This is a genomic window from Kitasatospora sp. NPDC017646 (assembly GCF_044329365.1).
GTDB lineage: Bacteria > Actinomycetota > Actinomycetes > Streptomycetales > Streptomycetaceae > Kitasatospora.
In genome coordinates, this window is the sequence record NZ_JBIRJC010000025.1 from 21,776 (window position 1) to 44,685 (window position 22,910).

The following is a 22,910-nucleotide window of genomic DNA, read 5'->3' on the forward strand; positions in this document are numbered from 1 at the left end:
CCACCAGCTGACCCGGGTGACGTCCCTGGTGGACCGCGCCGCCCTGCTGGAGACGCCCGCCGGGCCGGTGACCGAGTTGCGGGTGCTCGGGTACGGCGACATCAGCGTCCACCTGCTGCTCGGCGAGTCCGACGCCGCACCCGGCGAGGTGCTGTCCGCCGGGATCGGGGTGCTCCCGCAGCGGTACCACCGGAGCACCGCCGACCGGCTGCCCTTCGGCGCCGCCGGTCCCGGGCTGACGATCGAGGCGGTGCGGTGCTACGAGCCGGAGGACCGCCTGTTCGTGAGCGTCCCGAAGTTCACCGTCGAGGCCGACCACGACCTGCTCGCCCGCCGCGGGATCTTCGGCCTGGAGACGCTCGCCACCCCGTCCGCGATCGAGGACCGACTGCCCGGCCTCTCGGACGGCGATCCGCCACTGTTCGTCAACAGCGCGCGCCAGAAGGCCACCGTGTCCTTCTCCGCCCGCGGATTCCGGGCCGCCTCGGTGACGGCCGTGGGGATCGCGGCCGGCGGCGCGGGCAGCAGCCGGAAACCGCCGTACCTCCAGCGCTACGTCGGTGTGCACTTCAACCGCCCGTTCGGCTTCCTGGCCGTCCACCGGTTCTCCGGGCTGGTCCTGGCAGCCGGCTGGGTGACGGCGCCGGACCCGGGCGAGGACCCGTGGGGGATCGGTCCGGACGAGCCGGAGGAGGACTGACGGGGCGTGACCCGGCTCGGGCGGCCGGAGTGCGGAAAACCGGTTAGCGCACCGTGATCGCCCCCGGTGGCGCGAGCGCGCTGCGAGACTGGGGGAAGCAGATTCCATCAGGGAGAGAGGTCACACCCCGCATGCCCAGCAGCGCTGCCGACGACAACCCGTGGTTCCGCCGGTTCAACCCGTCCGACTTCGCTCCCGCCCGGATCGTGATCTTCCCGCACGCCGGCGGATCGGCCAGCTACTACATGGAGTACGCCAAGGCGCTCGCGCCGTACGCCGACGTGCTGGCCGTCCAGTACCCGGGCCGGCAGAACCGCTTCGCGGAGCCCACGATCGACTCGGTGCCGGAACTGGCCGAGCAGGTCTACCGGGAGCTGCGGGCGTGGGTGGACCGTCCGATCGTCTTCTTCGGGCACAGCATGGGCGCGGCGGTCGCCTTCGAGGTCACCCGCTGCTTCGCCCGCGACGGCCTGGCCGGTCCGGAGCGGCTGTTCGTGTCCGCCGGTCGGGCGCCCTCGCTGCCCCGGGACACCGCCGTCCACAAGCTGTCGGACGACCGCATGCTCGAGGAGGTCATCCGACTGGGAGGGACGGACGAGCGGATCCTCGACGTGTCGGCCCTGCGCGAGCTGATCATGCCGGCACTGCGGGCCGACTACACCGCCATCGAGACCTACCAGGCCGCGCCGGACGCCGTCGTCCCGCAGCCGATCACCGCCCTGGTGGGGGAGACGGACGCCAACGCCACGGTCGAGCAGGCCGCCCAGTGGGAGCGGCACACCAGCGGCGGCTTCAGCCTCCGGGTCTTCCCGGGCGGGCACTTCTACGTGGCGGAGCAGGTCGACGCCGTGGTGCGGCTGCTCACCGCGCACCTGCGCGGCTGAGCCTCCGGCCCGCCCGCTGCCCCGGTGACCCGACCGGGGCAGCGGGCGGTGACTCCCCGCCGGACGCCCGGGAGGGTCAGGTGGTGTAGTCGGCGTTGAGCTTCACGTACTCCTCGGTGAGGTCGCAGCCGTACACCGTGAACGCGCCGTCGGCGATGCCCAGGTCGATCCGGATGACCACCTCGTCGCCCTCCAGGTACCGGCGGGCCTGTTCGAGCAGGGCGTCGCCCGGCTCCTCGGGGTACATCGGGAGGTCGTCGAAGCGGATCCGGACGGCCGCCGGGTCGATGTCGGTCTCGTCGTCGAGCTTCCCGATGGCCATGGTGACGCGGCCCCAGTTCGGGTCGGCGCCGTGCACGGCCGCCTTGACCAGCGGGGAGTTGACCACGCTCTTGCCGACGCGCTTGGCCTGCGCCGCGTCGCGGGCCCCGGTGACCCGGACCTCGATCAGCTTGGAGGCTCCCTCGCCGTCCGAGGCGATGTCCCGTACGAGGTGCAGCGCGCACTCGTGCAGCGCCTGCTCGAAGGCGGGCAGGTCCACCGCTCCGGCGAGTCCGTTGGCGAAGATCGCGGCGGTGTCGCTGGTGGAGGTGTCGGTGTCGATGCTCAGCGCGTTGAACGTGCGGTCCATCACCCGGCGGAAGAGGCTGTCGAGTTCGGCGGCGGGCAGGTCGGCGTCGGTGAAGAAGAACGTCAGCAGCGTCGCCATGTTGGGTTCGATCATGCCGACGCCCTTGGCGATGCCGACGAGCACGGCGTCGCCGCAGCGCGCGTGGACGTACTTGGGGCGGGTGTCCGTGGTCATGATCGCCCTGGCCGCGGCCGGGTAGTCGGCCTCCGGGAACGGCCAGGTCATGGCGTCGAGCCCGGCGCGGATGCCCTCCATGGGATAGGGGCGCCCGATCACGCCGGTGGAGCCGATGACCAGCTCCTCCGGGGAGATGCCGGCGATCTCGGCGACCCGGCGGCGCACCTCCGCGGCGTTCTCCGCGCCGGTGCGCCCGGTGGCCACGTTGGCGTTGCGGGACAGCACGACCATTCCGCGGCTGTGCTGGAGCGCGGCCGCCTCGCGGCTGAGCACGACGCTGGGGCCGGCGAAGCGCGAGCGGGTGAAGACCGCCGCGGACCGGCACGGGACCTCGGAGATGACCGCCGCGAAGTCGTCCTCGACTTCCTTGATGCCCATGTTGGTGGTGATGGCCCGGAAGCCCCGGGGCACGGCAGGCTGCATGGTCGATCGTTCCCTCTCCGCGTGGGTCCCGGTCCGGGGCGCGCCGGTCGACCCGAGCCGCAGGACCGTGAATGAGTTTGCGAATCTCTGAATACATCAGTCATCGCACGACGGTCAATGTTGATACCGGATGCAGGCCCCCAGCGGTACGGGGCGGGTTGATCGCCGTCAGCGACGGAATCGCTGGTGCATGAATATGCGGAGAACTCAAGAGGCGGCGTCTGCGGCCGCCCGGGCGGCGCCCGCCGGTTTCCTCGTGCCCGGTCCCGGCCCCTGCCCGTGGCCCGGCGGCTCGACTACTGTGCCTGCTTGACGCACCGTGTTCGAGCAGCCGACAGACCGTCAGCAGACCACCGGGAGGACCCCGTATGCGCCGAATCGCCGTCGTCGGAGCGGGCCAGGCCGGCCTGCAGCTCGCGCTCGGGCTGCTGGCCGACGGGTGCGAGGTGACGCTGGTCGCCGAGCGCACCCCCGAACAGGTGCGGGGCGGGCGGGTGCTGTCCACCCAGGCGATGTTCGGTCCGGCGCTGCGGATCGAGGCGGCGGCCGGGCTGGACCTGTGGGCGGAGCAGGCCCCGCCGGTGTCCTCGGTCGACGCGGCGCTCGTGGCGCCGCCGGCCACCCGCGTCCTGGAGTTCACCATGACCCTGGACGAGCCCGCTCGCTCGGTCGACCAACGCATCAAGCTGGCCCGCTGGTCGGAGCTGTTCGCCGAGCGCGGCGGCCGGGTCGAGTACCGCTCGCTGGACCGGGCCGGGCTGCACGCGCTGGCCCGGCGGCACGAGCTGACCGTGGTCGCGGCCGGGCGCGGCGAGTTGGCGGGGATCTTCGAACGGAACGCCGCCCGCTCGCCCTTCGACCGGCCGCAGCGTGCGCTGTCCTGCCTGTACGCGCACGGCGTCGGCTCGCCCGACCCGGCCGCCGGACCCCGGGCCCGGATGCACGCCCTGCCCGGCCTGGGCGAGCTCTACCTGCAACCGGCCCTGACCCACTCCGGCCCCTGCGACATCCTGCTCTGGGAGGCGCTGCCCGGAAGCCCGCTGGACGCGTTCGGTGACGGTCCCGAGGTCGGCGTCCAACTCGACCGGATCCGCGCCCTGTTGGCCGAGTACCTGCCGTGGGAGGCGGAGCACTGGCGGGATGCCGAACCGACCGACGCCGGGGCCGGGCTCTGGGGCGCGGTCACCCCGACGGTCCGCCGCCCGGTGGCGGAACTGGGCTCGGGTGTCGACGCCGTGCACGTCCTGGGCCTGGGCGACGCGGTGGTGGTCAACGATCCGATCACCGGCCAGGGCGCCAACGGCGCCGCCCGCGCGGCGGACGCCTACCGGCAGGCGATCCGCGAGCACGGCGACGCCCCGTTCACGGCGGACTGGATGTGCCGCACCGCCGAGCGGTTCTGGCAGCAACACGGGCGCCACACCGTGGAGTTCACCGCCGCCATGCTGACCGTGCCGGACCACGTCCAGGGCGTCTTCGCGGCCGCCGCCCGGTATCCGGCGGTCGCCCGCCGGCTCGCCAACACCTACGCCGAACCGAGCGACCACGCCGCCTGGCTGGCCACGCCCGAGCTCACCGCTGCCTACCTCTCCTCGATCGGAAGCTGAGGCCCCGGGCTCCCACCGCCCGCTCGGCGGACCGACGGGCCGGACCGCACCCGGCGGCAGATCCCCACTTGCCCCCGCCCCGCCCCCGGGACGACGCTGGAGGGAGGACGGCAACGGGTGCGGGAGGCGTCGCTCGTGAACGGTCGCGAGCCCGCAGAGCGGTCCGACCGCGGCCACCGGAGCGTGCCGCACACGGCGGACCTGCGGGTGGAGGCATGGGCACCGACGGCCCAGGGCTGCATCGGCGAGCTGGTGCACGCCGTCGTCGGCAGCTTCGCCGACCTGTCCGGCGCCCGGATCGTCGGCGAGCGCTCCTGCACCGTGCTCGGGGTCAGCGACCCGGACCTGCTCGCGGGCGTCCTGGAGGAGGTCATCTACCGGATGGACGCCGCCGGCGAACTGCCCGCGGCGCTCGCCCTCGGGCCGGTCCGCGGCCTGGACGGCGCCCGCAGCGTCGAGGTGCGCTTCCGGATGGCGGACACGGCGACCGTCGCCCTGGTCGGCGCCGTGCCGAAGGCCGTCTCGCTGCAGGGCCTGGAGCTGGGCCGAGGTCCCGGCGGCTGGACCTGCGCCGCCACCGTGGACGTCTGAGACGCGCGCCGAGGGAGCGGGGTGAGCCAGATGGAGATCGCACTGGCCGAGGCGGGCCACTGCCGCTGGCGGATCGAACCGCGCCCGCCGATGCGGGTACCGGGCGTGGTCTTCGCGACCGGCGCGCTGCTGCCGCAGGCCGCCGGGGACCGCGCGCTGGAGCAGGTCGCGAACGTGGCGACGCTGCCCGGTATCGTCCGCGCCTCCTACGCGATGCCCGACGTGCACTGGGGCTACGGCTTCCCGATCGGCGGGGTCGCCGCCACCGACGTCGAGCAGGGCGGGGTGGTCTCGCCGGGCGGGGTCGGCTTCGACATCTCCTGCGGGGTCCGGCTGCTCGCCGCCGACGTCGGCCGGGACGAGCTCGACGCCGGGCGGATCCGCCACCTGATGGACCTGCTGGACCGCACCGTCCCGCGCGGGCTCGGCCGCGGCGGGCTGTGGCACCTGGCCGGGCCGGAGGAACTGGACGAGCTGCTGCTCGGCGGCGCCCGCTACGCCGTCGAGCACGGCCACGGCGTGCCCCGCGACCTGGAGCGCTGCGAGGACAGTGGAGTGCTGGCCGGTGCGGCCCCCGGCGAGGTGAGCACCCGGGCCGTCGAGCGGGGCCTCCAGCAGGTCGGTAGCCTCGGCTCGGCCAACCACTTCCTGGAGGTGCAGGCCGTCGACCGGGTGCACGACCCGCGGACGGCCGCCGCCTTCGGACTCCGGGCCGGCCAGGTGTGCGTCATGATCCACTGCGGCTCGCGCGGACTCGGCCACCAGATCTGCACCGACCACGTCCGCGCCATGGACCGCGAGCTGCACCGCTACCGGATCGACCTCCCGGATCGCCAACTCGCCTGCACCCCGGTCGACTCCCCGCGCGGCCGCGCCTACCTCGGCGCCATGACCGCCGCGGCCAACTACGGGCGGGCCAATCGGCAGTTGCTCTCCGAAGCCGCCCGGAGGGCCTTCGCCACCGCCCTCGGCGTCGGACTGGAGCTGGTCTACGACGTCTCGCACAACCTCGCCAAGCTGGAGACCCACGAGGTGGACGGCGAGGCACGGAAACTGTGTGTCCACCGCAAGGGCGCCACCCGCGCCCTGCCGCCCGGCGACCCGGACCTGCCCGCCGACCTGGCCGGAGCCGGGCAGCCGGTGCTGGTCCCGGGGACGATGGGCACCGCCTCGTACGTCATGGTCGGCCTGCCCGGCAACGAGGCCTTCCACTCGGCCTGCCACGGCGCCGGCCGGGTGTGGAGCCGCCACCAGGCGCTGCGCACGGTGCGCGGGGAGCAGCTCAAGGGCGAGCTGGAGGCGCGCGGCATCGCCGTCCGGCCCGCCTCGATGCGGGCCCTGGCCGAGGAGGTTCCCGAGGCGTACAAGGACGTGGACGCGGTGGCCGCCGTCACCGAGGCAGCCGGACTGGCCCGGCAGGTCGCCCGGCTGGTGCCGCTGGGAGTGTGCAAGGGATGAGCGGGTGAGCCGCCGCCCGGCCCGGGCGCGTCCCGCGACCCGCCCGGGCCGGGCGCGCCATGGTGGTCCGACGTGCCGGTCACAGCGCTGGTCCCAGCGCGGGTCACAGCGCCGGTCACAGCGCCAGTCACAGGAGGTGGGCATGCCGGGGAACACGGCCGGGCCGGTGATCGAGCTGCGCGCGCTCACCAAGCGCTACGGCACCACGACCGGCATCGAGGACCTCGACGTCACGGTCGAGGCCGGCGAGGTGTTCGGCCTGCTCGGTCCCAACGGCGCCGGGAAGACGACCACCCTGCGCTGCCTGGTCGGCCTGCTCGGCCCCAGCGGGGGCCGGGTGCGGGTGCTCGGCCTGGACCCGGTGGCCGACCACGCCCGGCTCGCCCCCGCGCTCGGCTACCTGCCCGGCGAGCTGCGCCTCTACCCGGAACTCACCGGGCAGCAGACCCTCGACCTCCTCGCCGCCCTCCAGGGCGCGCCGGTGCCCCGCCAGCGCGAGCTGTGCGAACGGCTGCAGCTCACCCCGGCCGAACTGGCCCGCCCGGTGGGGCAGTACTCGCGCGGAATGAAGCAGAAGCTGGGGCTGGTCCAGTCGCTCCAGCACCGGCCCCCCGTGGTGGTGCTGGACGAACCCAGCGAGGGCCTGGACCCGCTGCTCCAGGAGACCTTCTTCGAACTGCTCGCCGAGGAGACCGCCGCCGGGCGCACCGTGCTGCTCTCCAGCCACGTGCTGCCCGAGGTGCAGCGGACCTGCGGCCGGGTCGCGATCGTGCGCCGGGGGCGGCTGGTGACCGTCCGCTCGGTGGCCGAGCTGCGCCGGGCCCGGGCGCGCCGGGTGCGCCTGGTGTTCGACGACGGGTGCGGCGCCCGGCCGCTCGGGGCCGCGGAGCGCTGGTCCCCGCGCTGGGAGGGAAGGCGGGTGGAGCTGCTGGTGCCGCCCGACGAGGTGGTCCCGGCGGTGCGGGGGCTGCTGGCCGAACTGCCGGTGGCCGACCTGACGGTGGAGGAGGCCGGCTTGGACGAGGCCTTCCTCGACCTCTACCGCACCGGTGGGCAGGAGGACCGGCCGTGACCCCGGGCACCGTCAGCCGTCGCCTCCCGCTGGTCTGGCTCGCCCTGCACCGGCGGCGCCGGATGCTGCTCACCCTGATGGTCGCCGTGGTCGTCTTCGAGACCCTGATCGTGGTGATCGCCGCAACCGTGCCGACCAGTGAGCTGTTCGGTGCCCGCCGCACCCCGCCGGGCGCGTTCAAGGCCTTCAGCGGTTCCAACGGCGACGTCTCGATCGCCAGCTACCCCGGACTGCTGGGCGCCGGGCTCACCCACCCGGTCTGGATCGCCCTCCAGCTGACCGTGATCGGCTCGCTGGGCGCCGCCGCCGTCGCGGCCGACGTGGAGTCCGGCACCATCGAGCTGCTGATGACCCGTCCGGTCTCCCGGCGCCGCCTGCTCGCCGAGCGGGCCGGCGCGCTGATCGCGGCCTCGGTGCTGCTCAACGCCGCCGCCACGCTGGCCGTCGCGCTCGGGGTGGCGTTCTCCCCGAAGCTGCGCGCCGCCGTCCCGGAGGGCGGGGTGCTGACCGCCGGACTGCTGGGCTGCGCCCTCACGTTCTGCCTGATCGGGCCGGTGCTGGCGGTGTCCGCGCTGAGCCGGCGGCGGGCGCACGTGGTGGGCGCCGCCGTCGTGTTCGGCGCGGGCGGCTTCGCGCTCAACTTCGTCGCCCTGGCCTGGTCCCCGGCCGAACCGCTGCGCTACCTCAGCCCGTTCCACTACTACGCGCCCGGCGACGCGCTCGCGCACGGCGGCCTGCCCTGGGCGTCGCTGGCGGTGCTGCTCGGGGTGGGGCTGCTCGGACTGCTGGCGGCCTTCCGGCTGCTGGAGCGACGGGACCTGGCGATCTGATCCCGGTCGCCCGGTCGATGAAGCGGACTCACGGCCGCCCGCAGCCCCCGTACCGGTCCGAGTTCGAGGCCTTGGTCGGGAACGGCGTTCCACTCCTTGCACGCCACCTCGCAGGCCTTGCACCCGATGCACACCGACGTGTCGGTGAAGAACCCCACCCTCGGCGGCTGCTCCGATCGCTGCTCCACAGCCGGTTTCCTTCCGTGGAGGGGAGCGGACCCGCCGCTCCGTCTCCCACCCAACCGCTCCGGAGCCGCTCCCGCGACCCGGCCACGGCTCGGATGCGCCGGTGGCAGGCGAGGACACCGTGGCTCCCAGGGCGGAGATCACCGTGCAGGCCGGGCACACGCCCTGTTGCTACGGGCTCGTGGGTGCCGCAGCGGTTCCGGCCGGTCGCTCGCCTGCTCACCTTCTCGCCTCAGCCGAGGTCGAAGGCGGTGGGGGAGTGCCCCGCCCAGATGGTGCGAGAGGCCTGCTCGGGGTAGCGGACGGTCTCCGGGCGGGCGTCCAGGACCCGGGTGAGCTGCCGCTCCGGCTCGTGGGCGGCCCACCCGGGCTCGCCGGTGGTGACGAACCGGATCCAGGCCTGCTGAAGCTCGCGGGAGAGTTCGACGGCCTCCGGGGCGGGCGGGTCGCCGAGGAAGTGCCGGCCCATCGGGCTGTCCAGGCTGCCGAAGGCCAGGGGGAGGTCCAGGCCGTGGCAGGGGCCGAACACCCCGCCCATGGCGGGGGCGGGGTAGGCGAGTTCGAAGAGGTACGAGGTGCCGCCGGCCGCCGCGTTGCGCTCGGCGAGGTGGAGCGAGGGCATCCGGAACAGGGCGTCGGAGAAGACGGTTTCGAGCAGTTCCTCGGGTGTGGCCCCGGGGAGCGCGGAGCGGTAGGCGTCCGGGCCGTCCGGGTGCGGGGCGAGCAGCTCCAGGGCGGTGCGGGCGTCCTCCTCGGTGAAGGTGCCGTGCCGGCCGGCGAGGACGGAGAACAGTCGGAACTCGTTGCGGGTGTGGCCGACCAGCAGCTCGACGCCGCGGGCCCCTCCGGCGGCCGGCGCGGCCCAGGGAGCCTCGGTGAGGACCTCGCCGTCGACCACCGGGACGGTGGCGACGCCCGTGTGGGCGAGCCGCCCCCAGCGCGCCAGGCGCCCGGGGAGCGTGCTGTCGAGGTCGGTGACGGTCGCGGCCAGGCGCCAGGGGTCGACCTCGGCGAGGGCGGCGGTGGTGGGGGCCGTGCCGAGCTGCTCCGCCAGGGCGGCGGTGACCTCGGCGGCCAGCGCGGGGGTGCAGAGGTTGGCCCCGACGCTGTGGGCGACGGCCCGCCGGAACAGGCCGCTGGCCCGGGGCATCGTCAGCAGCGCGGCGACCGAGGAAGCCCCGGCCGATTGGCCGGCGATGGTCACCCGGTCGGGGTCGCCGCCGAACGCGGCGATGTTGCGCCGAACCCATTCCAGGGCGGCGATCTGGTCGAGGAAGGCGCGGTTGGCTGGGGTGCCCTCGATGAGCGCGAAACCCTCCGCGCCGACCCGGTAGTTGACGGTCACCACGACGATCCCGGCCCGGGAGAGCTCGACCGGGTCGTACAGCGGGTCGCCCGAGGTGCCCGAGATGAACCCGCCGCCGTGGAGCCAGACCAGCACCGGCAGGCCGGCCCTGCCCGGGTGCGGGGTGCAGACGTTGAGCGTCAGCCAGTCGGTGCCGCGGCTCGGCCCGGCGGGCAGCGGCCCGGACTGTGGGACGACGGGCCCGAACTCGACGGCCTCGCGGATGCCGTCCCAGCGCTCGGGCGGGGCGGGGGCGGCGAAGCGGAGCGGTCCGACCGGCGGGCGGGCGTACGACAGGCCGCGGAAGACCGCGAGTCCGCGGTCCACCGTGCCGCGGACGGCTCCCTCGGTGGTGTGGGCGACGGGCTGTACGGGCATCTGGACACTCCATCCCTCGGAATGCTCCCAGGGTTATCGGTCAGGTGTATTATGTCAAGCGTATTGGAAAAGCTGGGGGAGTCGTTCGAGGAGAGCCGGGCCATGCCCAAACAGGTGGACCACCAGGAGCGCCGCGAGACCATCGCCCGGGCGCTGTGGCGGGTCGTGGAACGACGCGGTGCCACGGAGCTGACGCTGCGTGAGGTGGCCCGGGAGGCGGGGATCTCGCTCGGACAGTTGCAGCACTACTTCGGCTCCCGGGCGGAACTGCTCGGCTTCGCGATGGACCTGGCCGGCGAGCAGAGCGCGCGGCGGGTCGGCCGGGCCCTGGCGGAGCTGGGCGAACGGCCGCACCCGCGGGCGGTGTTGCGGGCCATGCTGGTCGAACTGCTGCCCCTGCACGCCGGTTCGCGCGTCACCAGCCGGATGAGCGCCGCCTACGTGCTGGAGGCGCTGCACGACGAGGAGGTCCACGCGCGGGCGCGGGGCGCCCTGGTGCAGGGGCGCGGCGCGGTGGAACAGGTCGTCCGGCAGGCGCTCGCCGACGGACTGATCGCGGCCGACCGCGACCCGGTGGTGGAGACGGACCTGCTGCTCGCGCTCACCGGGTTCACCACGCTGCTGGAACTGGGCGTGGTCGAGCCGGCCGCCGTGCTCACCGCCGTCGACCGGCACCTGGACGGGCTGTTCGCGGGGGAGGGCGGGTCCGCCGCCCCGTGACGGCGTGGCAGGCTGGCTGGCAGCGGTCGGCACGACGTCAGCTCCGTACGACGCCCGACCGCACGACGCCGGACCGGTACGATGCCCGACCGCACGACGCCAGACCCGCGACCAGGAGCACCCGCATGGACCGACCCGCCGCCCTCCGCCTCGACGCCAACGCCTCCGGGCACCCGGCGCGCATCCTCGACGCCGCCGAGAAGGCCGAACGCCGGGGCATGGACCGGCTGGTGGTCGCCGAGACCGCGTACGACCCGTTCCTCCAGCTCGCCCGGGCCGCCGACCGCACCGAGTCGATCGAGCTGGCGACCGGCATCGCGGTGGCCTTCGCCCGCACCCCGATGACCCTCGCCTACCAGGCCTGGGGGCTGCACGCGGCCTCCGGCGGGCGGGCCGTCATCGGGCTGGGCTCGCAGGTCAAGCCGCACATCGAGAAGCGCTTCGGGATGCCCTGGGACCGCCCAGCCGCCCGGATGCGCGAGTACGTGCACGCGGTGCGGGCGATCTGGCACAGCTGGCAGACCGGCGAACGGCTGCGCTTCCGGGGCGAGTTCTACACCCACACGGTGATGACACCGGTCTTCTCGCCCGACCCGGTCCCGGCCGGGGTGCCCCGGATCCTGCTGGCCGGAGTCGGACCGCTGATGACCCGCACCGCCGGGGCGGTGGCCGACGGATTCCTCGGCCACCCGTTCTCCTCCACCGCCTACCTGGCCGAGCAGGTGCTGCCCGGGCTGGCCGAGGCGCGCCGGCAGGCCGAGGCCGAGGGCGCCGAGTGGACGAGGCGGCCTTTCGAGATCGTCGGCAACGTGCTCACCGCCACCGGCCGCACCGAGGAGGAGCTGGCGGCCAACCGGGCCGGGGTGCGGGAGCGGCTCGCGTTCTACGCCTCCACCCCGGCCTACCGCCCGGTGCTGGCGCAGCACGGCTGGGAGGACCTCCAGGAGGAACTGCACAGCCACTCGGTGCGCGGGCGCTGGGCGGAGATGACGGCGCTGATCTCCGACGAGGTGTTCGACGCCTTCGCGGTGTCCGGCACGGTCGAGGAGGTCGCGCGGGAGATCCACCGCCGGTACGCGGGGCTGGTCACCCGGCTGTCCGTCCACCTGCCCGAGGACGCGGACCAGGCGCTCGGCCTGGACGTGCTGGCGGCGGTGCGCGCGCTGGGCTGAGCGGAACGGGACCGGGCGCGTACGGCAGCGTCGGGCGGGCGGGAACCGCTTGCCCGGATCCCCGGGCCACTGCCCGTCCTGCCGGACACCGTCCTCAGCGCCCCCGGTCGCCCGGGGCTGACCGCTGCTAGCCTGTCGTGCCGACATGGACGAGCACGGGAACAGCGAGGCGGACGACGTCGAAGCGCTGCGGCGGCTGCACGACGGCGGGGACTACCGGCGGCTGGCGGAACGGACCGCGGACCCCGACGTCCTGCGCCGACTGGCCCTGGCGGACTACCCGTTCGTCTGGCACGCGATCGCCCGGAACGCCGCCGCGCCCGCCGATCTGCTGGTCCCGCTGTCGGCTCGGCGGCACAGCACCTGGAACGACAACTGCCTGCTCCAGCTGATCGTCGCCCACCCCGCCCTGACCGGCGCCGATCTGGACGGGCTGGTCCCGTTGCTGGCCGCGCGCCTGAGGGAGGGCGACCGCCCGTACGCGGCGGTGCTGGAACTGGCCCGGCGGCCGGAGCTGCCGGCCGAGCGGCTGAACTGGCTCGGCCACCTGCCCGGTGCCTCGACCCACCTCCGCCGGGGGATCGTCCGGGCGCTGGCGGCGCGGCCGGTCGGCTGATCGCCGCCGGTCCGGAACTCCGCGCCGGGGGTTCAGGCGCTGCGCGCCGGAGGGACGGCGCGGCGCTCGCGCAGGGTGCGCAGGACCCGGCGGGTGGCGCGGGTGGCGACCGGCGGGAGGAGGTCCAGGGCCAGGCGGCGCGGGGTGGAACGGGGGATCTGCGCGGGCGCCTTGACCCGGTAGTTGAGCCGCAGCACGTGGTGGCCGGCGATGGTGTCCTCGTCGACGGTGTAGCCCTCGGCCGGCCAGTCGCGTTCCAGCAGGGTCCGGCGGGCGGCTCCGGCGTCCCCCCAGGTGCCGTAGAACTTCATCGGGGTGAGCAGCACCGGCCGCAGACCGCCGGTGAAGACCGCCTCCCACACCGCTGCCGAGACGCCCGGGGTGTGCTCGGAGCGGTAGTCGTCCAGCGAGACCAGGCCGTCCTCGGTGAGCGCGGACCTGGCCACCAGGATGTCCCCGCTGACGTGTTCGTACAGGTGCGAGGCGTCGACGTGGACGAACCGGCAGCTGCCCGCCGGGATCCGGCCGTCGGCCAGCGCCGAGGTGGGCGCCTGGACGATCTCCGGCAACTGGCCGTGGAAGGCGAGGTAGTTGGCCTCGAAGGCGCTGCGGGTGAGCGTCTTGCGGTAGGACATGGTCATCTCGGCGGCGTTGTCGGCGTCGCCCGCCTCGGAGTCGAACAGGTCGCAGACGGTCAGCCGTTCGCCCGGCTGCAGGTGGTCCCCGAGCAGCACGGCGCTGCGACCGAGGTAGCTGCCGAGCTCCAGGATGTCCCCGGTGACCCCGGCTGCCGTCTGGGTGGACAGCAGGTGCGAGAAGGCGGCCCGGTCCAGCCCGAAGAACCAGCCGGGGATGTCGTCCCGCTTCTGCGGAGCGCGGCGGGCGGCGGCGATCGCTTCACTGGGCACGGCTGCCTCCAGAGGACGGGCGGAGCGCGGTGGTGGATCACGCCGCGGAGGGGCGCCGTGGTCGTGAGGCCGATCATCATAGCGATGCCCGGTCCGTCGGGGCTGCCCTTCAGGGGCTTTCCGGACCGTTCGCGCCCGCCAGCCCGGTGATGGTCTCGGCCAGCCAGGCCCGTTCGGCGGCGCCGGAGGCCCGGGCGACCAGCAGCATGCCGCGCCGGAACGGGTTCGGCTCCCGTTCGGCGGTGACCGGGCGGCCGTCCCCGTCGTAGAAGAAGCTGCTCGGCGCCTCCAGGAAGGCCAGTCGGCGGCGGAGCACGGCGGCCTGCCGGAGGGGGTCGGCGAGGTGGTGGAGGAAGGCGGCGAGGGTGAAGAACCGGATCTGGTCGGTGATCTCGGCCTGCTCCGGGTCGGCCAGTCGGCGCAGCAGCTCGGCCCGGCCCTCGCCGGTCAGTTCCAGGGTCTGTCGCGGCGCGGCCCCGCTGCCGGGTTCGGTGCGGCGGCGCAGCAGGCCGGCCTTCTCCAGCCGGGTGATCGCGGGGTAGAGCGCGCCGTCGCTGACCGGCCGGACGTGACCGGTCAACCCCGTGATCCGGGACTTGAGTTCGTAGCCGTGCAGCGGCTGGTCGTACAGGAAGCCGAGGATCGCGAGGGTCAGCACAGTCGGAGCCCTTTCGTCGGAGTGCGCCCCATGGCGCGGCCATGTTACCTCTTGCCGAGGTGTCTCTAATCGAGGTATATCCATTCGAGGTAGCTGGCCGCACCGTGCGGGCGGCGGAACGAGGGGGGACCATGCGCGAGCAGCTGTCCCGGCTGGCCGCACTGGCCGGACCGGTCTACGCCGAACTGCTCTCCGGGGTGATCGCCACGGTGATCGGCACGCTCTGGGTGGCGAGCCTCGGCGGCTCCGCCGTCGCCGCCGTCACCCTGGCCGGGACCGTCGAGAACCTGCTGCTCGGGCTCGTCCTGGTGGTGGCCTCCGGCATCAGCGTCCGCCTCGCCCGGGCCCTCGGCGCGGGCGACCGGCCCGAGGCCGCCCGCATCACCCGGGCCGCCTGGCGCCTCTGCGTGCTCGGCAGCCTCGCCCTCGCCGTCCCCGGCTTCCTGCTCCGGGACCGGCTCGCGGCCGCCTTCCTCGACGGCGAGGCCGCCACCCGGGCGGCCGACTACCTCACCGTCGCCTTCCCGGCGTTCGTCCTGTTCTTCGCCCAGCGCGTCGCCGACGAACTCTTCAAGGGGGCGGGCGACACCCGCACCCCGATGCGGGTCGCCCTGCTCTCCAACGCCCTGCTCCTGGTCCTCGACCCGCTGCTGGTCCTCGGCCCCGGCCCGCTGCCCGCCCTGGGCGTGACCGGGGCGGCGCTCGCCCTCACCACCTCCCGGGCGGTCGCCCTCGCCGTCACCCTGCGGCTGCGGCCCCGAACCGGCGGCACGGTCCGGGGCGTCGGCGCGGCAGCCCTCCGCATCCTGCGGGCCGGCGCTCCGTTCGGCCTGGACTTCACCGCCCGGATGGCCGTCGGCACGGCCCAACTGGCCCTGGTCGCGGGCTTCGGGGTCGCGGCCGTGGCCGGATACGGCATCGGCTACCGGCTCCTGCTCCTCCTCACCATGGCCTTCTACGCGCTGCGCCAGGCCACCGCCATCCAGTCCGCCCGCCTCACCGGCGCCGGAGCGGCCGCCGACCTGCGGGCGCTCCACCGGGCCGCCGCCCGCCTCGCCGTCGGACTGGGCGCGGGCGCGGGGCTGCTGGCGGCCGGCTGCGCCGGCCCGCTGGCCGCCCGGTTCACCGACGACCCCGCCGTGTCCGCCCAGGCCGTCGGCTTCCTGCACCTGACGGCCCTGTACCTCCTCCCGTACGCCCCGGCCGTCGTCCTCGGCGGCTTCCACCAGGCGACCGGCGCGGGGCGGGCGCTGGTGCTGGCGGCGGTGTTCGGGCTCGGTGCCCAGCTCGGGGCCGCGATCGCGCTCTCGGGGACGCTGGGGGTGGCCGGGGTGTGGTGGGGGCAAGTGGTGGGGGCGGCGGTGCAGTTGGGGTTGCTGCTGGCGCTGACGCGGCGTGGGGTCGGTGCCGTCGGCAACCTTCAGGCGCGGGGGACCGCTCGGTGCGGGGCTTCAGGACGCCCTGCCGGGCCGGGCGCGCAGACCGGTGGCGAAGGTGCGGGCAGCCGCCAGATCGCCGGCGTCCGGGCGGTGCTTGTTGATGCCGCCGACCAGTTTGAAGGGGAGCCAGGTGTCGTGCCCGCGGGTCGTGAAGTTGCCGACCACCTCGAAGCCCTTCGGCTCCAGGAGCCGCGCCAGCGGGCGGGTGAAGGGGCGGAAGCCGGGCTCGGGCAGTCCGCTGGTGGCGAAGACGAAGGCCCGGCGGGGCCGTTGGGCCGACGGGAGGGTGCGCACGAAGTCGCGCAGGCGGGGGTGCAGCCGGCCGGTGAAGACGCCGGAGCCGAAGCCGACCAGGTCGTAACCGGCCAGGTCGGCCGGGTCCAGCTCCTCGGGTTCGACCACCGGGGCGGCCAGGGCCTGGCCCATGGCGTCGGCGATCCGCCGGGTGTTGCCGTGGGACACCGAGACGCACACGATGACGGCCTTCATGGTGATGCTCCCTTCGCTCCGCGATCGCGGGGGTGCGGAACGTCCGCGCCCGCAGGGTCGACCGGGCAGCGCTCGGGAACGTGACATCGGGGACGGCATCCGGCGGGAGACCTCCGCGCATCCCGTGCCGCCCCCGCGCCGTCCCCACCCTGCCTCCGCGCCGGTGCCGATACCGGGCCGACGGCCGAACCGGCCCGAGACGGCCACCGCCAGCAGTGTGACCTCGTCGTCAACGTCATTGCTCAGAAGATGAATTGACGACGAACCAAGAGATTCACGGCGGGGTCACGTCGGGCCTGACAAGGGTTCTGGGCGGGTGGCGGAGGTCGACCCCGGGGGCCTCGTCACCGGGTGGACGGGCCGAGGTGGGCGTCCAGGCTGGTGCGCAGCAGTGATTCGAGGCCGTCGCTGCCGGTGGCCAGGCGCAGGCTGCCCCAGGCGCGCAGCTGGGCCAGGCCGTGCAGGTTGGCCCAGAGGGCGGCGGTGGCGCCGGTCGGGTCGTCGGACCGGGGGTGGGCTTCGGCGACCAGGCCGGCGAGGGTCAGGAACAGCGGCAGGGAGGTGCGGCGCAGCTCGGAGCCGCTGCCCTCCAGCAGGTCGTGGCGGAACATCAGCTCGAACATGCCGGGGTTCGCCGCCGCGAAGCCCAGGTAGGCGCGGGCGAGCGCCTCGATCCGGGTGCGTGCGTCGGCGCCGGTGGTGACGGCGAGGGCGTCGGCGCCCGCGAGGGAGTCGGTGAGCCTGCCGAAGCCCTGGCGGGCGATGGCGGCGAGCAGTTCGCGGTGGGTGGGGAAGTGGCGGCGCGGTGCCCCGTGGGAGACCCCGGCGTGCCGGGCGATCTCGCGCAGTCCGAGGGCGTGGACGCCCTCCCGGGCCACCAGTTCGACGCCGGCGGCCACCAGCCGGGCGCGCAGGTCGCCGTCCTGTTCGGTCGGGGGCCCGCTCATGGTCTCGGTCATGGACACTGTCTACCCGATCTCGGTAGACACTGTCTACTCGCCTCGGCGGCCGTCCGCCGGACAGAATCGGAGGCATGGACCAAGGCGGCGAGTCGGCCTGCTGGCTGGACCGGGTGTGCCCGGAGTGCGGACGGCTGCGCGAGCGGCCGGGCCCGGGGCCGTGCGAGAACTGCGGCGCGGACGGGGACGGGGACGAGGAAGCGGTCGCGGAGACGGAGCAAGGGTCGGAGCGGGAGCCGGGCCGGGGCGACGGCTGAACGCCGCCGGCCCCCGCCCGGCGGGCGGACCCGGTCCCGGCCGCTACTGCGGCGGCTGATCGCGGAACTGGTCCTTCAGCTTGTCCTGGGCCACGTCGGTTTGGCTGCTGTACTTGCCCTGAGTGCGTTCGTCGAAGGTGTCACCCGCCTTGTCGACGCCCTTCTCCGCCTGGTCCTCGTGGCCCTTCAGCATGCTCTTGAGCTTATCCAGCATGGACATGTGGTCACCCTCCTGGATGAGAAGCCCCCACCCCTCCAGGATCACAGGGCAGACCATTCCGCGCATGTCGCGGGCGCGCGGCGGGCTTGGCAAGGCGATCCCGGTCATGTCAAATCGTGAGTTCACGGTCCGTCGGAAGGAGTCGCCTTGAAGCTGCGCACCAGGAACCGAACAGGCGCCGCGCCCACCGTCGCCGCGCTGGTCACCCCACTGCTGCTGGTCGGCACCGGCAGCGCCAGCGCCGATCCGGACCCGGCACGCCAGGGCGCCAAGCTGGCCGAGCGGTTGGTCGAGGCCGCCAGTGCCGATGACGCGCACGACACCCTGGTCGCGCTGCAACGGATCGCCGACCGCAACGGCGGTACCAGAGCCGCCGGTTCGAAGGGCCACGACGAATCGGCGCGCTACGTCTACGAGCGGGCGCGGCGGGCCGGGCTCAAGGTCTCCCGGCAGGAGTTCGAGTACACCTTCTTCGAGGCCCGCGCCCAGCGGCTGGACGTGGTGTCACCGCAGGCCGAGTCGGTGCCGGTGACCGCCATGACCTACTCGACGAGCGGTCCGGAGGCGGGTCTGACGGCCGAGCTGGGCGTCGCCCCGGTCGGCGCCACCACCGGCTGCACGCCCGCCGAATACCCGGCGGGCTCCGTCACCGGCAGGATCGCGCTGATCCGGCGCGGCGGGTGCGGCTTCGCCGAGAAGCAGGCGGCCGCGGCGGCGGCCGGCGCCCTCGGGGCGCTGATCTACAACAACGCCGACGGCGAGCTCAGCGGAACCCTCGGCGAGCCCACCGCCGGGAAGGTCCCGACCGGCGGGATCACCAGGGCGGCCGGTGAGGCGCTGGCCGCGAAGGCCGCCGCCGGGCCGGTCCGGGTGAACCTGGACATCCGGACCGTCATGGAGCCGCGCAATACCTGGAACGTCATCGCCGAGACCCGCGGCGGGGACCCGGCCGAGACCGTGATGATCGGCGCGCACCTGGACTCGGTGCCCGCCGGGCCCGGGGTCAACGACAACGGATCCGGCGCGGCCGGCATCCTCGAAGTCGCCGAGAACCTCGGAGTCCGCCCGGGGAGGAACAAGGTCAGGTTCGCCTGGTGGTCCGCCGAGGAGTTCGGCCTCAAGGGCTCCGAGGCGTACGTGAAGTCGCTCTCCGAGGCGGACCGGAAGAAGATCCGGCTCTACCTCAACTTCGACATGATCGCATCCCCCAACCACGCGCAGTTCGTATACAACGGCTCCGGAAGCGCGGGCGGAAGCGCCGGCCCCGAGGGCTCGGCCCAGATCGAGCGGGACCTCACCGGGTACCTGGACGGCCGCGGCCTCCCGCACGACCCGTCCGCCTTCAACGGCCGTTCCGACTACGGACCGTTCATCGACGCGGGCATCCCGGCCGGCGGCACCGACACCGGCGCCGAAGTGATCAAGTCACCCGAACAGCAGACCCGTTACGGCGGCACGGCGGGCACCGCCTTCGATCCCTGCTACCACAAGGCCTGCGACGACCTGGACAACATCGACATGCCGGCCTTCGACGTCAACATCGACGTGATCGCCCACGCCGTCGGCACCTACGCCTGGGACCTCTCCTCGCTGCGGCAGCCCGTACCGGCCCGGCGCCCCGCCGGTCAGGCGGCGGCCGGAGCGGGTATGAGCACCCCCGGCAGTGCCGGTACGGCCGGATCCGACGCCCACGGGGCGACGGCCTGACGCCCGGGTGGGCCCGCTGCCGTCCTCGGGCGGCGGGCCCACCCGCCCGCCGTGCACCTGCCGGCCATCCGCGCCCTCCCCTCCGCGCTCCTCCCTCCGTCATCGCCCCTGGTGGAGCGTGGTGCGAGCCACCGTAGTGGACCGCACTGACGACAATCCGGCCCGATCCCTGTACGGTGCCGCGCGGAGCCCATCCACCGAGACCCGGTGGGTGCGCCGGGTCCGGTCCTGACACCATGGGACCGAGATCACGTCACCGTGACACCCTCGGAGGAGTCAGCAACATGAGCACGCACTACGACGTCGTCGTCCTCGGCGCGGGCCCCGGCGGCTACACCGCCGCCGTCCGCTCGGCGCAGCTGGGCCTGAAGGTCGCGGTCATCGAGGCCAAGTACTGGGGCGGCGTCTGCCTCAACGTCGGCTGCATCCCCTCCAAGGCCCTGCTGCGCAACGCCGAGCTCGCCCACATCTTCACCAAGGAGGCGAAGACCTTCGGCATCAAGGTCGAGGGCCAGGTGACCTTCGACTTCGGCGAGGCCTTCCGCCGCAGCCGTACGGTGGCCGACGGCCGGGTCAAGGGCGTCCACTACCTGATGAAGAAGAACGGCATCACCGAGTACGACGGCTGGGGCACCTTCGTCGACGACCACACCCTCCAGGTCGCGCTCAGCGGCGGCGGCTTCGACATGGTCACCTTCGACCACTGCATCATCGCCGCCGGTGCCACCACCCGTCTGCTGCCGGGCACCAGCCTGAGCGAGCGCGTGGTCACCTATGAGGAGCAGATCCTCACCGAGGAGCTTCCGGAGAGCATCATCATCGCGGGTGCCGGCGCGATCGGCGTCGAGTTCGCGTACGTGCTGCACAACTACGGCGTGAAGGTCACCATCGTCGAGTTCCTGGACCGCATGGTGCCGCTGGAGGACGTCGAGGTCTCCACCGAGCTCGCCAAGCAGTACCGCAAGCTGGGCATCGAGGTGCTCACCTCCACCCGGGTGGAGTCGATCGACGACAGCGACCCGAACAGCAAGGTCAAGGTCACCGTCACCAAGAACGGCCAGCAGCAGGTGCTGGAGGCCGACAAGGTGCTCCAGGCGATCGGCTTCGCGCCGCGGGTCAACGGCTACGGTCTGGAGAACGCCGGGGTCAAGCTCACCGACCGCAACGCCATCGCGGTGGACGGCCGCGGCCGAACCAGCGTCGACCACATCTTCGCGATCGGTGACGTGACCGCCAAGCTCATGCTCGCCCACGCCGCCGAGACGATGGCCGTGATCGCCGCCGAGACGATCGGCGGGGTGGAGACCCAGGAGGTGGACTTCGTCATGATCCCGCGCGCCACCTACTGCCAGCCGCAGATCGCCTCCTTCGGCTACACCGAGGCGCAGGCCCGGGAGCAGGGCTACGACGTCAAGGTCGCCAAGTTCCCGTTCACCGCGAACGGCAAGGCCCACGGCCTCGGCCACCCGATCGGCTTCGTCAAGGTCATCAGCGACAACAAGTACGGCGAGCTGCTCGGCGCCCACCTGATCGGCCCCGAGGTCACCGAGCTGCTGCCCGAGCTGACGCTGGCCCAGCAGTGGGACCTCACCGTCCACGAGGTCGCCCGCAACGTGCACGCCCACCCGACCCTGGGCGAGGCGGTCAAGGAGGCCATCCACGGCCTCGCCGGTCACATGATCAACATGTGACGACCCGGGTCCGCTTGACGACGTGGCACGTGGCGACGTGACGACAGGGCCCCGGTGGGCGGCGAACGCCCGCCGGGGCCCTGCACGGTCCACGGCGTCCGCGGCCAGGCCCGGCCGTGACCGTGATCAGCCCCGGCCGCTGATCAGGCCGAGGTGGCCGTCGAAGCGCCGGTAGAGGACCCGGCCCCGGCCGCTGGTCGGGTGGGCGAAGAACAGGAACGGCAACTCGGCCTCCTCCAGCCGCTCGACGGCCTGCCGCTCGGTGAGCGGCGGCGCGCCGTGCGGGCTGAGCGTGATCGGCGCCGTGCGGCGGCCGGAGGGACCGGCCGGGACGGTGCGGGCCAGGCGGTAGCCGGTCGGCCCGACCCGGTAGACCACGGCGTCGGTCTCGGTCGCCGGGTCGGTGAAGAGGTGGATGTCGTAGTCCATCGCGTCCATCGTCCGGGCCGCCGCTTCGGGCGTGCACCACACGAGTGACGGCTCCTTGCGGCGGATGATCCGCCGCCCGCCCGCGGGCCCCGCCGGGAGAGCGGGGACCCGCCGAGCCGGCCACGGGCGGGGCGTCCAGGGGCCGGTGACGGCCCGGATCCTGGCGAGCAGGGACTCGGCCACCCGGTCGAGCGAGTCGGCCCGTTCGGCCGCCGCCCGCTGGACCCGGATCCGTCGGCCGTCCACCTCGGCGTTCACCTGCGCCAGCACCCCGCCGGCCACGGCGGCCAGCCGGATCCGCAGCGCCTCCACCAGCGTGCCCGCCTCGCCGGCGGCCGCCACGGCCGCCGCGATCCGCCCCCGCGCCTCGGCCGGGGCCCCACCCGCCGGACCGCCCTCGAACGCCTCCACCGTCACCAACCCGCCCATCACCCAGGCCCTTTCACCGCCGCCCGCCCCGTTCGTCCGGCGAGACAGGCGACCAGGATCCCGGCAGGCCCGGGGCGTTGTCGAGGGCCCAACGACCCCAGCACCCGGGCCGGGTGGACCCGTCCTAGCGAAGCTGGGTGCGCAGCCAGTCCTTGACCTCCGGGGTGACCTCGTCGGTGATGTCGGAGAACTCCTCATGCTTGGTCAGGAACTTGGCCACGTACGGGCAGATCGGGACGATCCGCTTCCCGGCGGCGCGCACGTCCGTCAGCGCCGCCCGGACGAGCTGCCCGGCCAGGCCGTGGCCGGCGAAGGCGTCCTCGACCAGGGTGTGGTAGAAGACGCGCTGCCCGTCGTGGTCCAGGTACTCGGCGAAGCCGGCGAGTTCGCCGTCGACTCGGATCTCGTACCGGTGCAGGGCGTCCGCCCGCTCGACGACGGGGGTGCTGGGGGTGCTCATCGCGGAGGCCTTTCGTTCGCGAACCCGTACGGGCTTTCGGTGCGGGGCCAGGTTAGCCCCCGGTGGATCCAGAGGAGGAGGTCGGCTGACCCGGTGGGCTGGGCCGGTGGGCTGGGCCGACCGGGCGATGGCCGGAGACCTCAAGGCCGGTCCGGCTGCCCCGGTCGGCCCGGCCGCCTAACGTTGGCGGGACGGCCCCGCCCCACGGCGCGGCGGGCCGGGCGGACGTCGGCGGAACACCGGAGGAGCGGAGGGGCGGCGTGCGGGTGCGTTCCGCGGACGTGAACCAGCTGCCGCAGCCGCCGTCGGGGCCTGGGGCGGTCTGCCGGTGCTGGTGCGGTACGGGCACCGCTCCTGGCTGATCCCCGCGGTGCTGCTGGTGGCGGTGGTGGTGGTTGTGGACGCGCTCACGCCCAGCTCGTTCGCGTCCGTCAGCTGGCTGGCCCTGGTGCCGGTGGTCGCCGCCGGGCTCTG

The 22,910-nt window shown here is 74.0% G+C and carries 22 protein-coding genes and 1 pseudogene; 14 read left to right on the plus strand and 9 right to left on the minus strand.

Going from position 1 to position 22,910, the window contains the following annotated elements:
- Window positions 1-16 precede the first annotated feature (16 nt).
- Both ACH4J0_RS30080 and ACH4J0_RS30085 read left to right on the plus strand, forming a co-directional pair.
- Complete coding sequence (locus ACH4J0_RS30080; RefSeq protein WP_396243765.1) at window positions 17-700, plus strand: serpin family protein; 684 nt, start codon at window positions 17-19, stop codon at window positions 698-700.
- Between the two features lie 131 nt (window positions 701-831).
- Window positions 832-1,584 (plus strand): thioesterase II family protein, encoded by a 753-nt coding sequence (locus ACH4J0_RS30085; protein WP_396243767.1) that lies wholly within the window; start codon window positions 832-834, stop codon window positions 1,582-1,584.
- A 76-nt stretch (window positions 1,585-1,660) separates the two neighbouring features.
- Here the strand turns inward: ACH4J0_RS30085 and argJ are convergent, their stop codons facing one another.
- Window positions 1,661-2,815, minus strand: a complete 1,155-nt coding sequence (argJ, locus tag ACH4J0_RS30090) for a bifunctional glutamate N-acetyltransferase/amino-acid acetyltransferase ArgJ (protein ID WP_396243768.1) — start codon at window positions 2,813-2,815, stop codon at window positions 1,661-1,663.
- 368 nt (window positions 2,816-3,183) lie between these two features.
- Here argJ and ACH4J0_RS30095 point away from each other — a divergent pair, with 368 nt between their 5' ends.
- The 5 genes from ACH4J0_RS30095 (at window position 3,184) to ACH4J0_RS30115 (ending at window position 8,373) form a co-directional block, all read left to right on the plus strand.
- Window positions 3,184-4,422, plus strand: a complete 1,239-nt coding sequence (locus ACH4J0_RS30095; RefSeq protein WP_396243770.1) for a styrene monooxygenase/indole monooxygenase family protein — start codon at window positions 3,184-3,186, stop codon at window positions 4,420-4,422.
- Between the two features lie 135 nt (window positions 4,423-4,557).
- Window positions 4,558-5,013: an archease gene (locus ACH4J0_RS30100; protein ID WP_396243772.1), complete on the plus strand. Its 456-nt coding sequence runs from the start codon at window positions 4,558-4,560 to the stop codon at window positions 5,011-5,013.
- Window positions 5,014-5,043: 30 nt separating this feature from the next.
- Entirely contained in the window at window positions 5,044-6,471 is a 1,428-nt protein-coding gene (locus tag ACH4J0_RS30105; protein WP_396243775.1) for an RtcB family protein, read from the plus strand.
- A 142-nt stretch (window positions 6,472-6,613) separates the two neighbouring features.
- The gene (locus tag ACH4J0_RS30110; protein WP_396243776.1) at window positions 6,614-7,543 is read left to right on the plus strand and encodes an ABC transporter ATP-binding protein; all 930 of its coding nucleotides are present in this window, start codon (window positions 6,614-6,616) and stop codon (window positions 7,541-7,543) included.
- Complete coding sequence (locus tag ACH4J0_RS30115) at window positions 7,540-8,373, plus strand: ABC transporter permease subunit (RefSeq protein ID WP_396243778.1); 834 nt, start codon at window positions 7,540-7,542, stop codon at window positions 8,371-8,373. The genes ACH4J0_RS30110 and ACH4J0_RS30115 overlap by 4 nt, the downstream gene beginning before the upstream one ends.
- A 418-nt stretch (window positions 8,374-8,791) precedes the next feature.
- Here the strand turns inward: ACH4J0_RS30115 and ACH4J0_RS30120 are convergent, their stop codons facing one another.
- On the minus strand, window positions 8,792-10,282 hold the full coding sequence (locus ACH4J0_RS30120) for a carboxylesterase/lipase family protein (RefSeq protein WP_396243780.1): 1,491 nt from the start codon (window positions 10,280-10,282) through the stop codon (window positions 8,792-8,794).
- A gap of 102 nt (window positions 10,283-10,384) precedes the next feature.
- Between ACH4J0_RS30120 and ACH4J0_RS30125 the strand changes: the two genes are divergently transcribed.
- The 3 genes from ACH4J0_RS30125 (at window position 10,385) to ACH4J0_RS30135 (ending at window position 12,790) form a co-directional block, all read left to right on the plus strand.
- On the plus strand, window positions 10,385-11,002 hold the full coding sequence (locus tag ACH4J0_RS30125; protein WP_396243782.1) for a TetR/AcrR family transcriptional regulator: 618 nt from the start codon (window positions 10,385-10,387) through the stop codon (window positions 11,000-11,002).
- Window positions 11,003-11,127: 125 nt separating this feature from the next.
- Entirely contained in the window at window positions 11,128-12,174 is a 1,047-nt protein-coding gene (locus ACH4J0_RS30130; protein WP_396243784.1) for a TIGR03617 family F420-dependent LLM class oxidoreductase, read from the plus strand.
- Between the two features lie 145 nt (window positions 12,175-12,319).
- Window positions 12,320-12,790 carry a hypothetical protein gene (locus ACH4J0_RS30135; protein ID WP_396243786.1) on the plus strand — a complete coding sequence of 157 codons (471 nt, stop codon included), beginning with the start codon at window positions 12,320-12,322 and terminating at the stop codon, window positions 12,788-12,790.
- A gap of 32 nt (window positions 12,791-12,822) precedes the next feature.
- Here ACH4J0_RS30135 and ACH4J0_RS30140 read toward each other — a convergent pair whose 3' ends face one another.
- Together ACH4J0_RS30140 and ACH4J0_RS30145 are read right to left on the minus strand one after the other, a co-directional pair.
- Window positions 12,823-13,698: a class I SAM-dependent methyltransferase gene (locus tag ACH4J0_RS30140; RefSeq protein ID WP_396243788.1), complete on the minus strand. Its 876-nt coding sequence runs from the start codon at window positions 13,696-13,698 to the stop codon at window positions 12,823-12,825.
- Between the two features lie 109 nt (window positions 13,699-13,807).
- Window positions 13,808-14,356: a PadR family transcriptional regulator gene (locus ACH4J0_RS30145; protein ID WP_396243790.1), complete on the minus strand. Its 549-nt coding sequence runs from the start codon at window positions 14,354-14,356 to the stop codon at window positions 13,808-13,810.
- A gap of 131 nt (window positions 14,357-14,487) precedes the next feature.
- On the opposite strand from ACH4J0_RS30145, the pseudogene ACH4J0_RS30150 reads away from it, so the two are divergent.
- A pseudogene (locus ACH4J0_RS30150) lies at window positions 14,488-15,624 on the plus strand (MATE family efflux transporter); the annotation flags it as partial.
- 183 nt (window positions 15,625-15,807) lie between these two features.
- Here the strand turns inward: ACH4J0_RS30150 and ACH4J0_RS30155 are convergent.
- Together ACH4J0_RS30155 and ACH4J0_RS30160 are read right to left on the minus strand one after the other, a co-directional pair.
- Complete coding sequence (locus tag ACH4J0_RS30155) at window positions 15,808-16,383, minus strand: flavodoxin family protein (protein WP_396243867.1); 576 nt, start codon at window positions 16,381-16,383, stop codon at window positions 15,808-15,810.
- Between the two features lie 245 nt (window positions 16,384-16,628).
- Window positions 16,629-17,243 (minus strand): TetR/AcrR family transcriptional regulator, encoded by a 615-nt coding sequence (locus ACH4J0_RS30160; RefSeq protein WP_396243793.1) that lies wholly within the window; start codon window positions 17,241-17,243, stop codon window positions 16,629-16,631.
- Window positions 17,244-17,317: 74 nt separating this feature from the next.
- Between ACH4J0_RS30160 and ACH4J0_RS30165 the strand changes: the two genes are divergently transcribed.
- Window positions 17,318-17,500, plus strand: coding sequence for a hypothetical protein (locus tag ACH4J0_RS30165; protein WP_396243795.1), 183 nt, complete (start codon window positions 17,318-17,320; stop codon window positions 17,498-17,500).
- A 43-nt stretch (window positions 17,501-17,543) separates the two neighbouring features.
- Here ACH4J0_RS30165 and ACH4J0_RS30170 read toward each other — a convergent pair whose 3' ends face one another.
- Window positions 17,544-17,720: an antitoxin gene (locus ACH4J0_RS30170; RefSeq protein ID WP_396243868.1), complete on the minus strand. Its 177-nt coding sequence runs from the start codon at window positions 17,718-17,720 to the stop codon at window positions 17,544-17,546.
- A 147-nt stretch (window positions 17,721-17,867) separates the two neighbouring features.
- On the opposite strand from ACH4J0_RS30170, the gene ACH4J0_RS30175 reads away from it, so the two are divergent.
- Both ACH4J0_RS30175 and lpdA read left to right on the plus strand, forming a co-directional pair.
- Complete coding sequence (locus ACH4J0_RS30175) at window positions 17,868-19,427, plus strand: M28 family peptidase (protein WP_396243798.1); 1,560 nt, start codon at window positions 17,868-17,870, stop codon at window positions 19,425-19,427.
- 284 nt (window positions 19,428-19,711) lie between these two features.
- A complete protein-coding gene (gene lpdA, locus ACH4J0_RS30180) occupies window positions 19,712-21,118 on the plus strand; it encodes a dihydrolipoyl dehydrogenase (RefSeq protein ID WP_396243800.1) in 1,407 nt (468 codons plus the stop codon).
- Between the two features lie 126 nt (window positions 21,119-21,244).
- Here lpdA and ACH4J0_RS30185 read toward each other — a convergent pair whose 3' ends face one another.
- Window positions 21,245-21,976 (minus strand): sigma 54 modulation/S30EA ribosomal C-terminal domain-containing protein, encoded by a 732-nt coding sequence (locus ACH4J0_RS30185; protein WP_396243801.1) that lies wholly within the window; start codon window positions 21,974-21,976, stop codon window positions 21,245-21,247.
- A gap of 124 nt (window positions 21,977-22,100) precedes the next feature.
- Window positions 22,101-22,436 carry a GNAT family N-acetyltransferase gene (locus ACH4J0_RS30190; RefSeq protein ID WP_396243803.1) on the minus strand — a complete coding sequence of 112 codons (336 nt, stop codon included), beginning with the start codon at window positions 22,434-22,436 and terminating at the stop codon, window positions 22,101-22,103.
- Window positions 22,437-22,910 lie beyond the last annotated feature (474 nt).

What these genes read in the sequence shown, in the direction of transcription:
- ACH4J0_RS30135 (WP_396243786.1), top strand. Translation starts at nt 12,320, where the DNA reads ATGGACGAGCACGGGAACAGCGAGGCGGACGACGTCGAAGCGCTGCGG.
- ACH4J0_RS30125 (WP_396243782.1), top strand. Translation starts at nt 10,385, where the DNA reads ATGCCCAAACAGGTGGACCACCAGGAGCGCCGCGAGACCATCGCCCGG.
- ACH4J0_RS30170 (WP_396243868.1), bottom strand. Translation starts at nt 17,720, where the DNA reads ATGTCCATGCTGGATAAGCTCAAGAGCATGCTGAAGGGCCACGAGGAC.
- ACH4J0_RS30105 (WP_396243775.1), top strand. Translation starts at nt 5,044, where the DNA reads ATGGAGATCGCACTGGCCGAGGCGGGCCACTGCCGCTGGCGGATCGAA.
- ACH4J0_RS30110 (WP_396243776.1), top strand. Translation starts at nt 6,614, where the DNA reads ATGCCGGGGAACACGGCCGGGCCGGTGATCGAGCTGCGCGCGCTCACC.
- ACH4J0_RS30155 (WP_396243867.1), bottom strand. Translation starts at nt 16,383, where the DNA reads ATGCCGTCCCCGATGTCACGTTCCCGAGCGCTGCCCGGTCGACCCTGC.
- argJ (WP_396243768.1), bottom strand. Translation starts at nt 2,815, where the DNA reads ATGCAGCCTGCCGTGCCCCGGGGCTTCCGGGCCATCACCACCAACATG.
- ACH4J0_RS30095 (WP_396243770.1), top strand. Translation starts at nt 3,184, where the DNA reads ATGCGCCGAATCGCCGTCGTCGGAGCGGGCCAGGCCGGCCTGCAGCTC.
- ACH4J0_RS30165 (WP_396243795.1), top strand. Translation starts at nt 17,318, where the DNA reads ATGGACCAAGGCGGCGAGTCGGCCTGCTGGCTGGACCGGGTGTGCCCG.
- ACH4J0_RS30190 (WP_396243803.1), bottom strand. Translation starts at nt 22,436, where the DNA reads ATGAGCACCCCCAGCACCCCCGTCGTCGAGCGGGCGGACGCCCTGCAC.
- ACH4J0_RS30120 (WP_396243780.1), bottom strand. Translation starts at nt 10,282, where the DNA reads ATGCCCGTACAGCCCGTCGCCCACACCACCGAGGGAGCCGTCCGCGGC.
- ACH4J0_RS30185 (WP_396243801.1), bottom strand. Translation starts at nt 21,976, where the DNA reads ATGGGCGGGTTGGTGACGGTGGAGGCGTTCGAGGGCGGTCCGGCGGGT.
- ACH4J0_RS30130 (WP_396243784.1), top strand. Translation starts at nt 11,128, where the DNA reads ATGGACCGACCCGCCGCCCTCCGCCTCGACGCCAACGCCTCCGGGCAC.
- ACH4J0_RS30085 (WP_396243767.1), top strand. Translation starts at nt 832, where the DNA reads ATGCCCAGCAGCGCTGCCGACGACAACCCGTGGTTCCGCCGGTTCAAC.
- ACH4J0_RS30160 (WP_396243793.1), bottom strand. Translation starts at nt 17,243, where the DNA reads ATGACCGAGACCATGAGCGGGCCCCCGACCGAACAGGACGGCGACCTG.
- lpdA (WP_396243800.1), top strand. Translation starts at nt 19,712, where the DNA reads ATGAGCACGCACTACGACGTCGTCGTCCTCGGCGCGGGCCCCGGCGGC.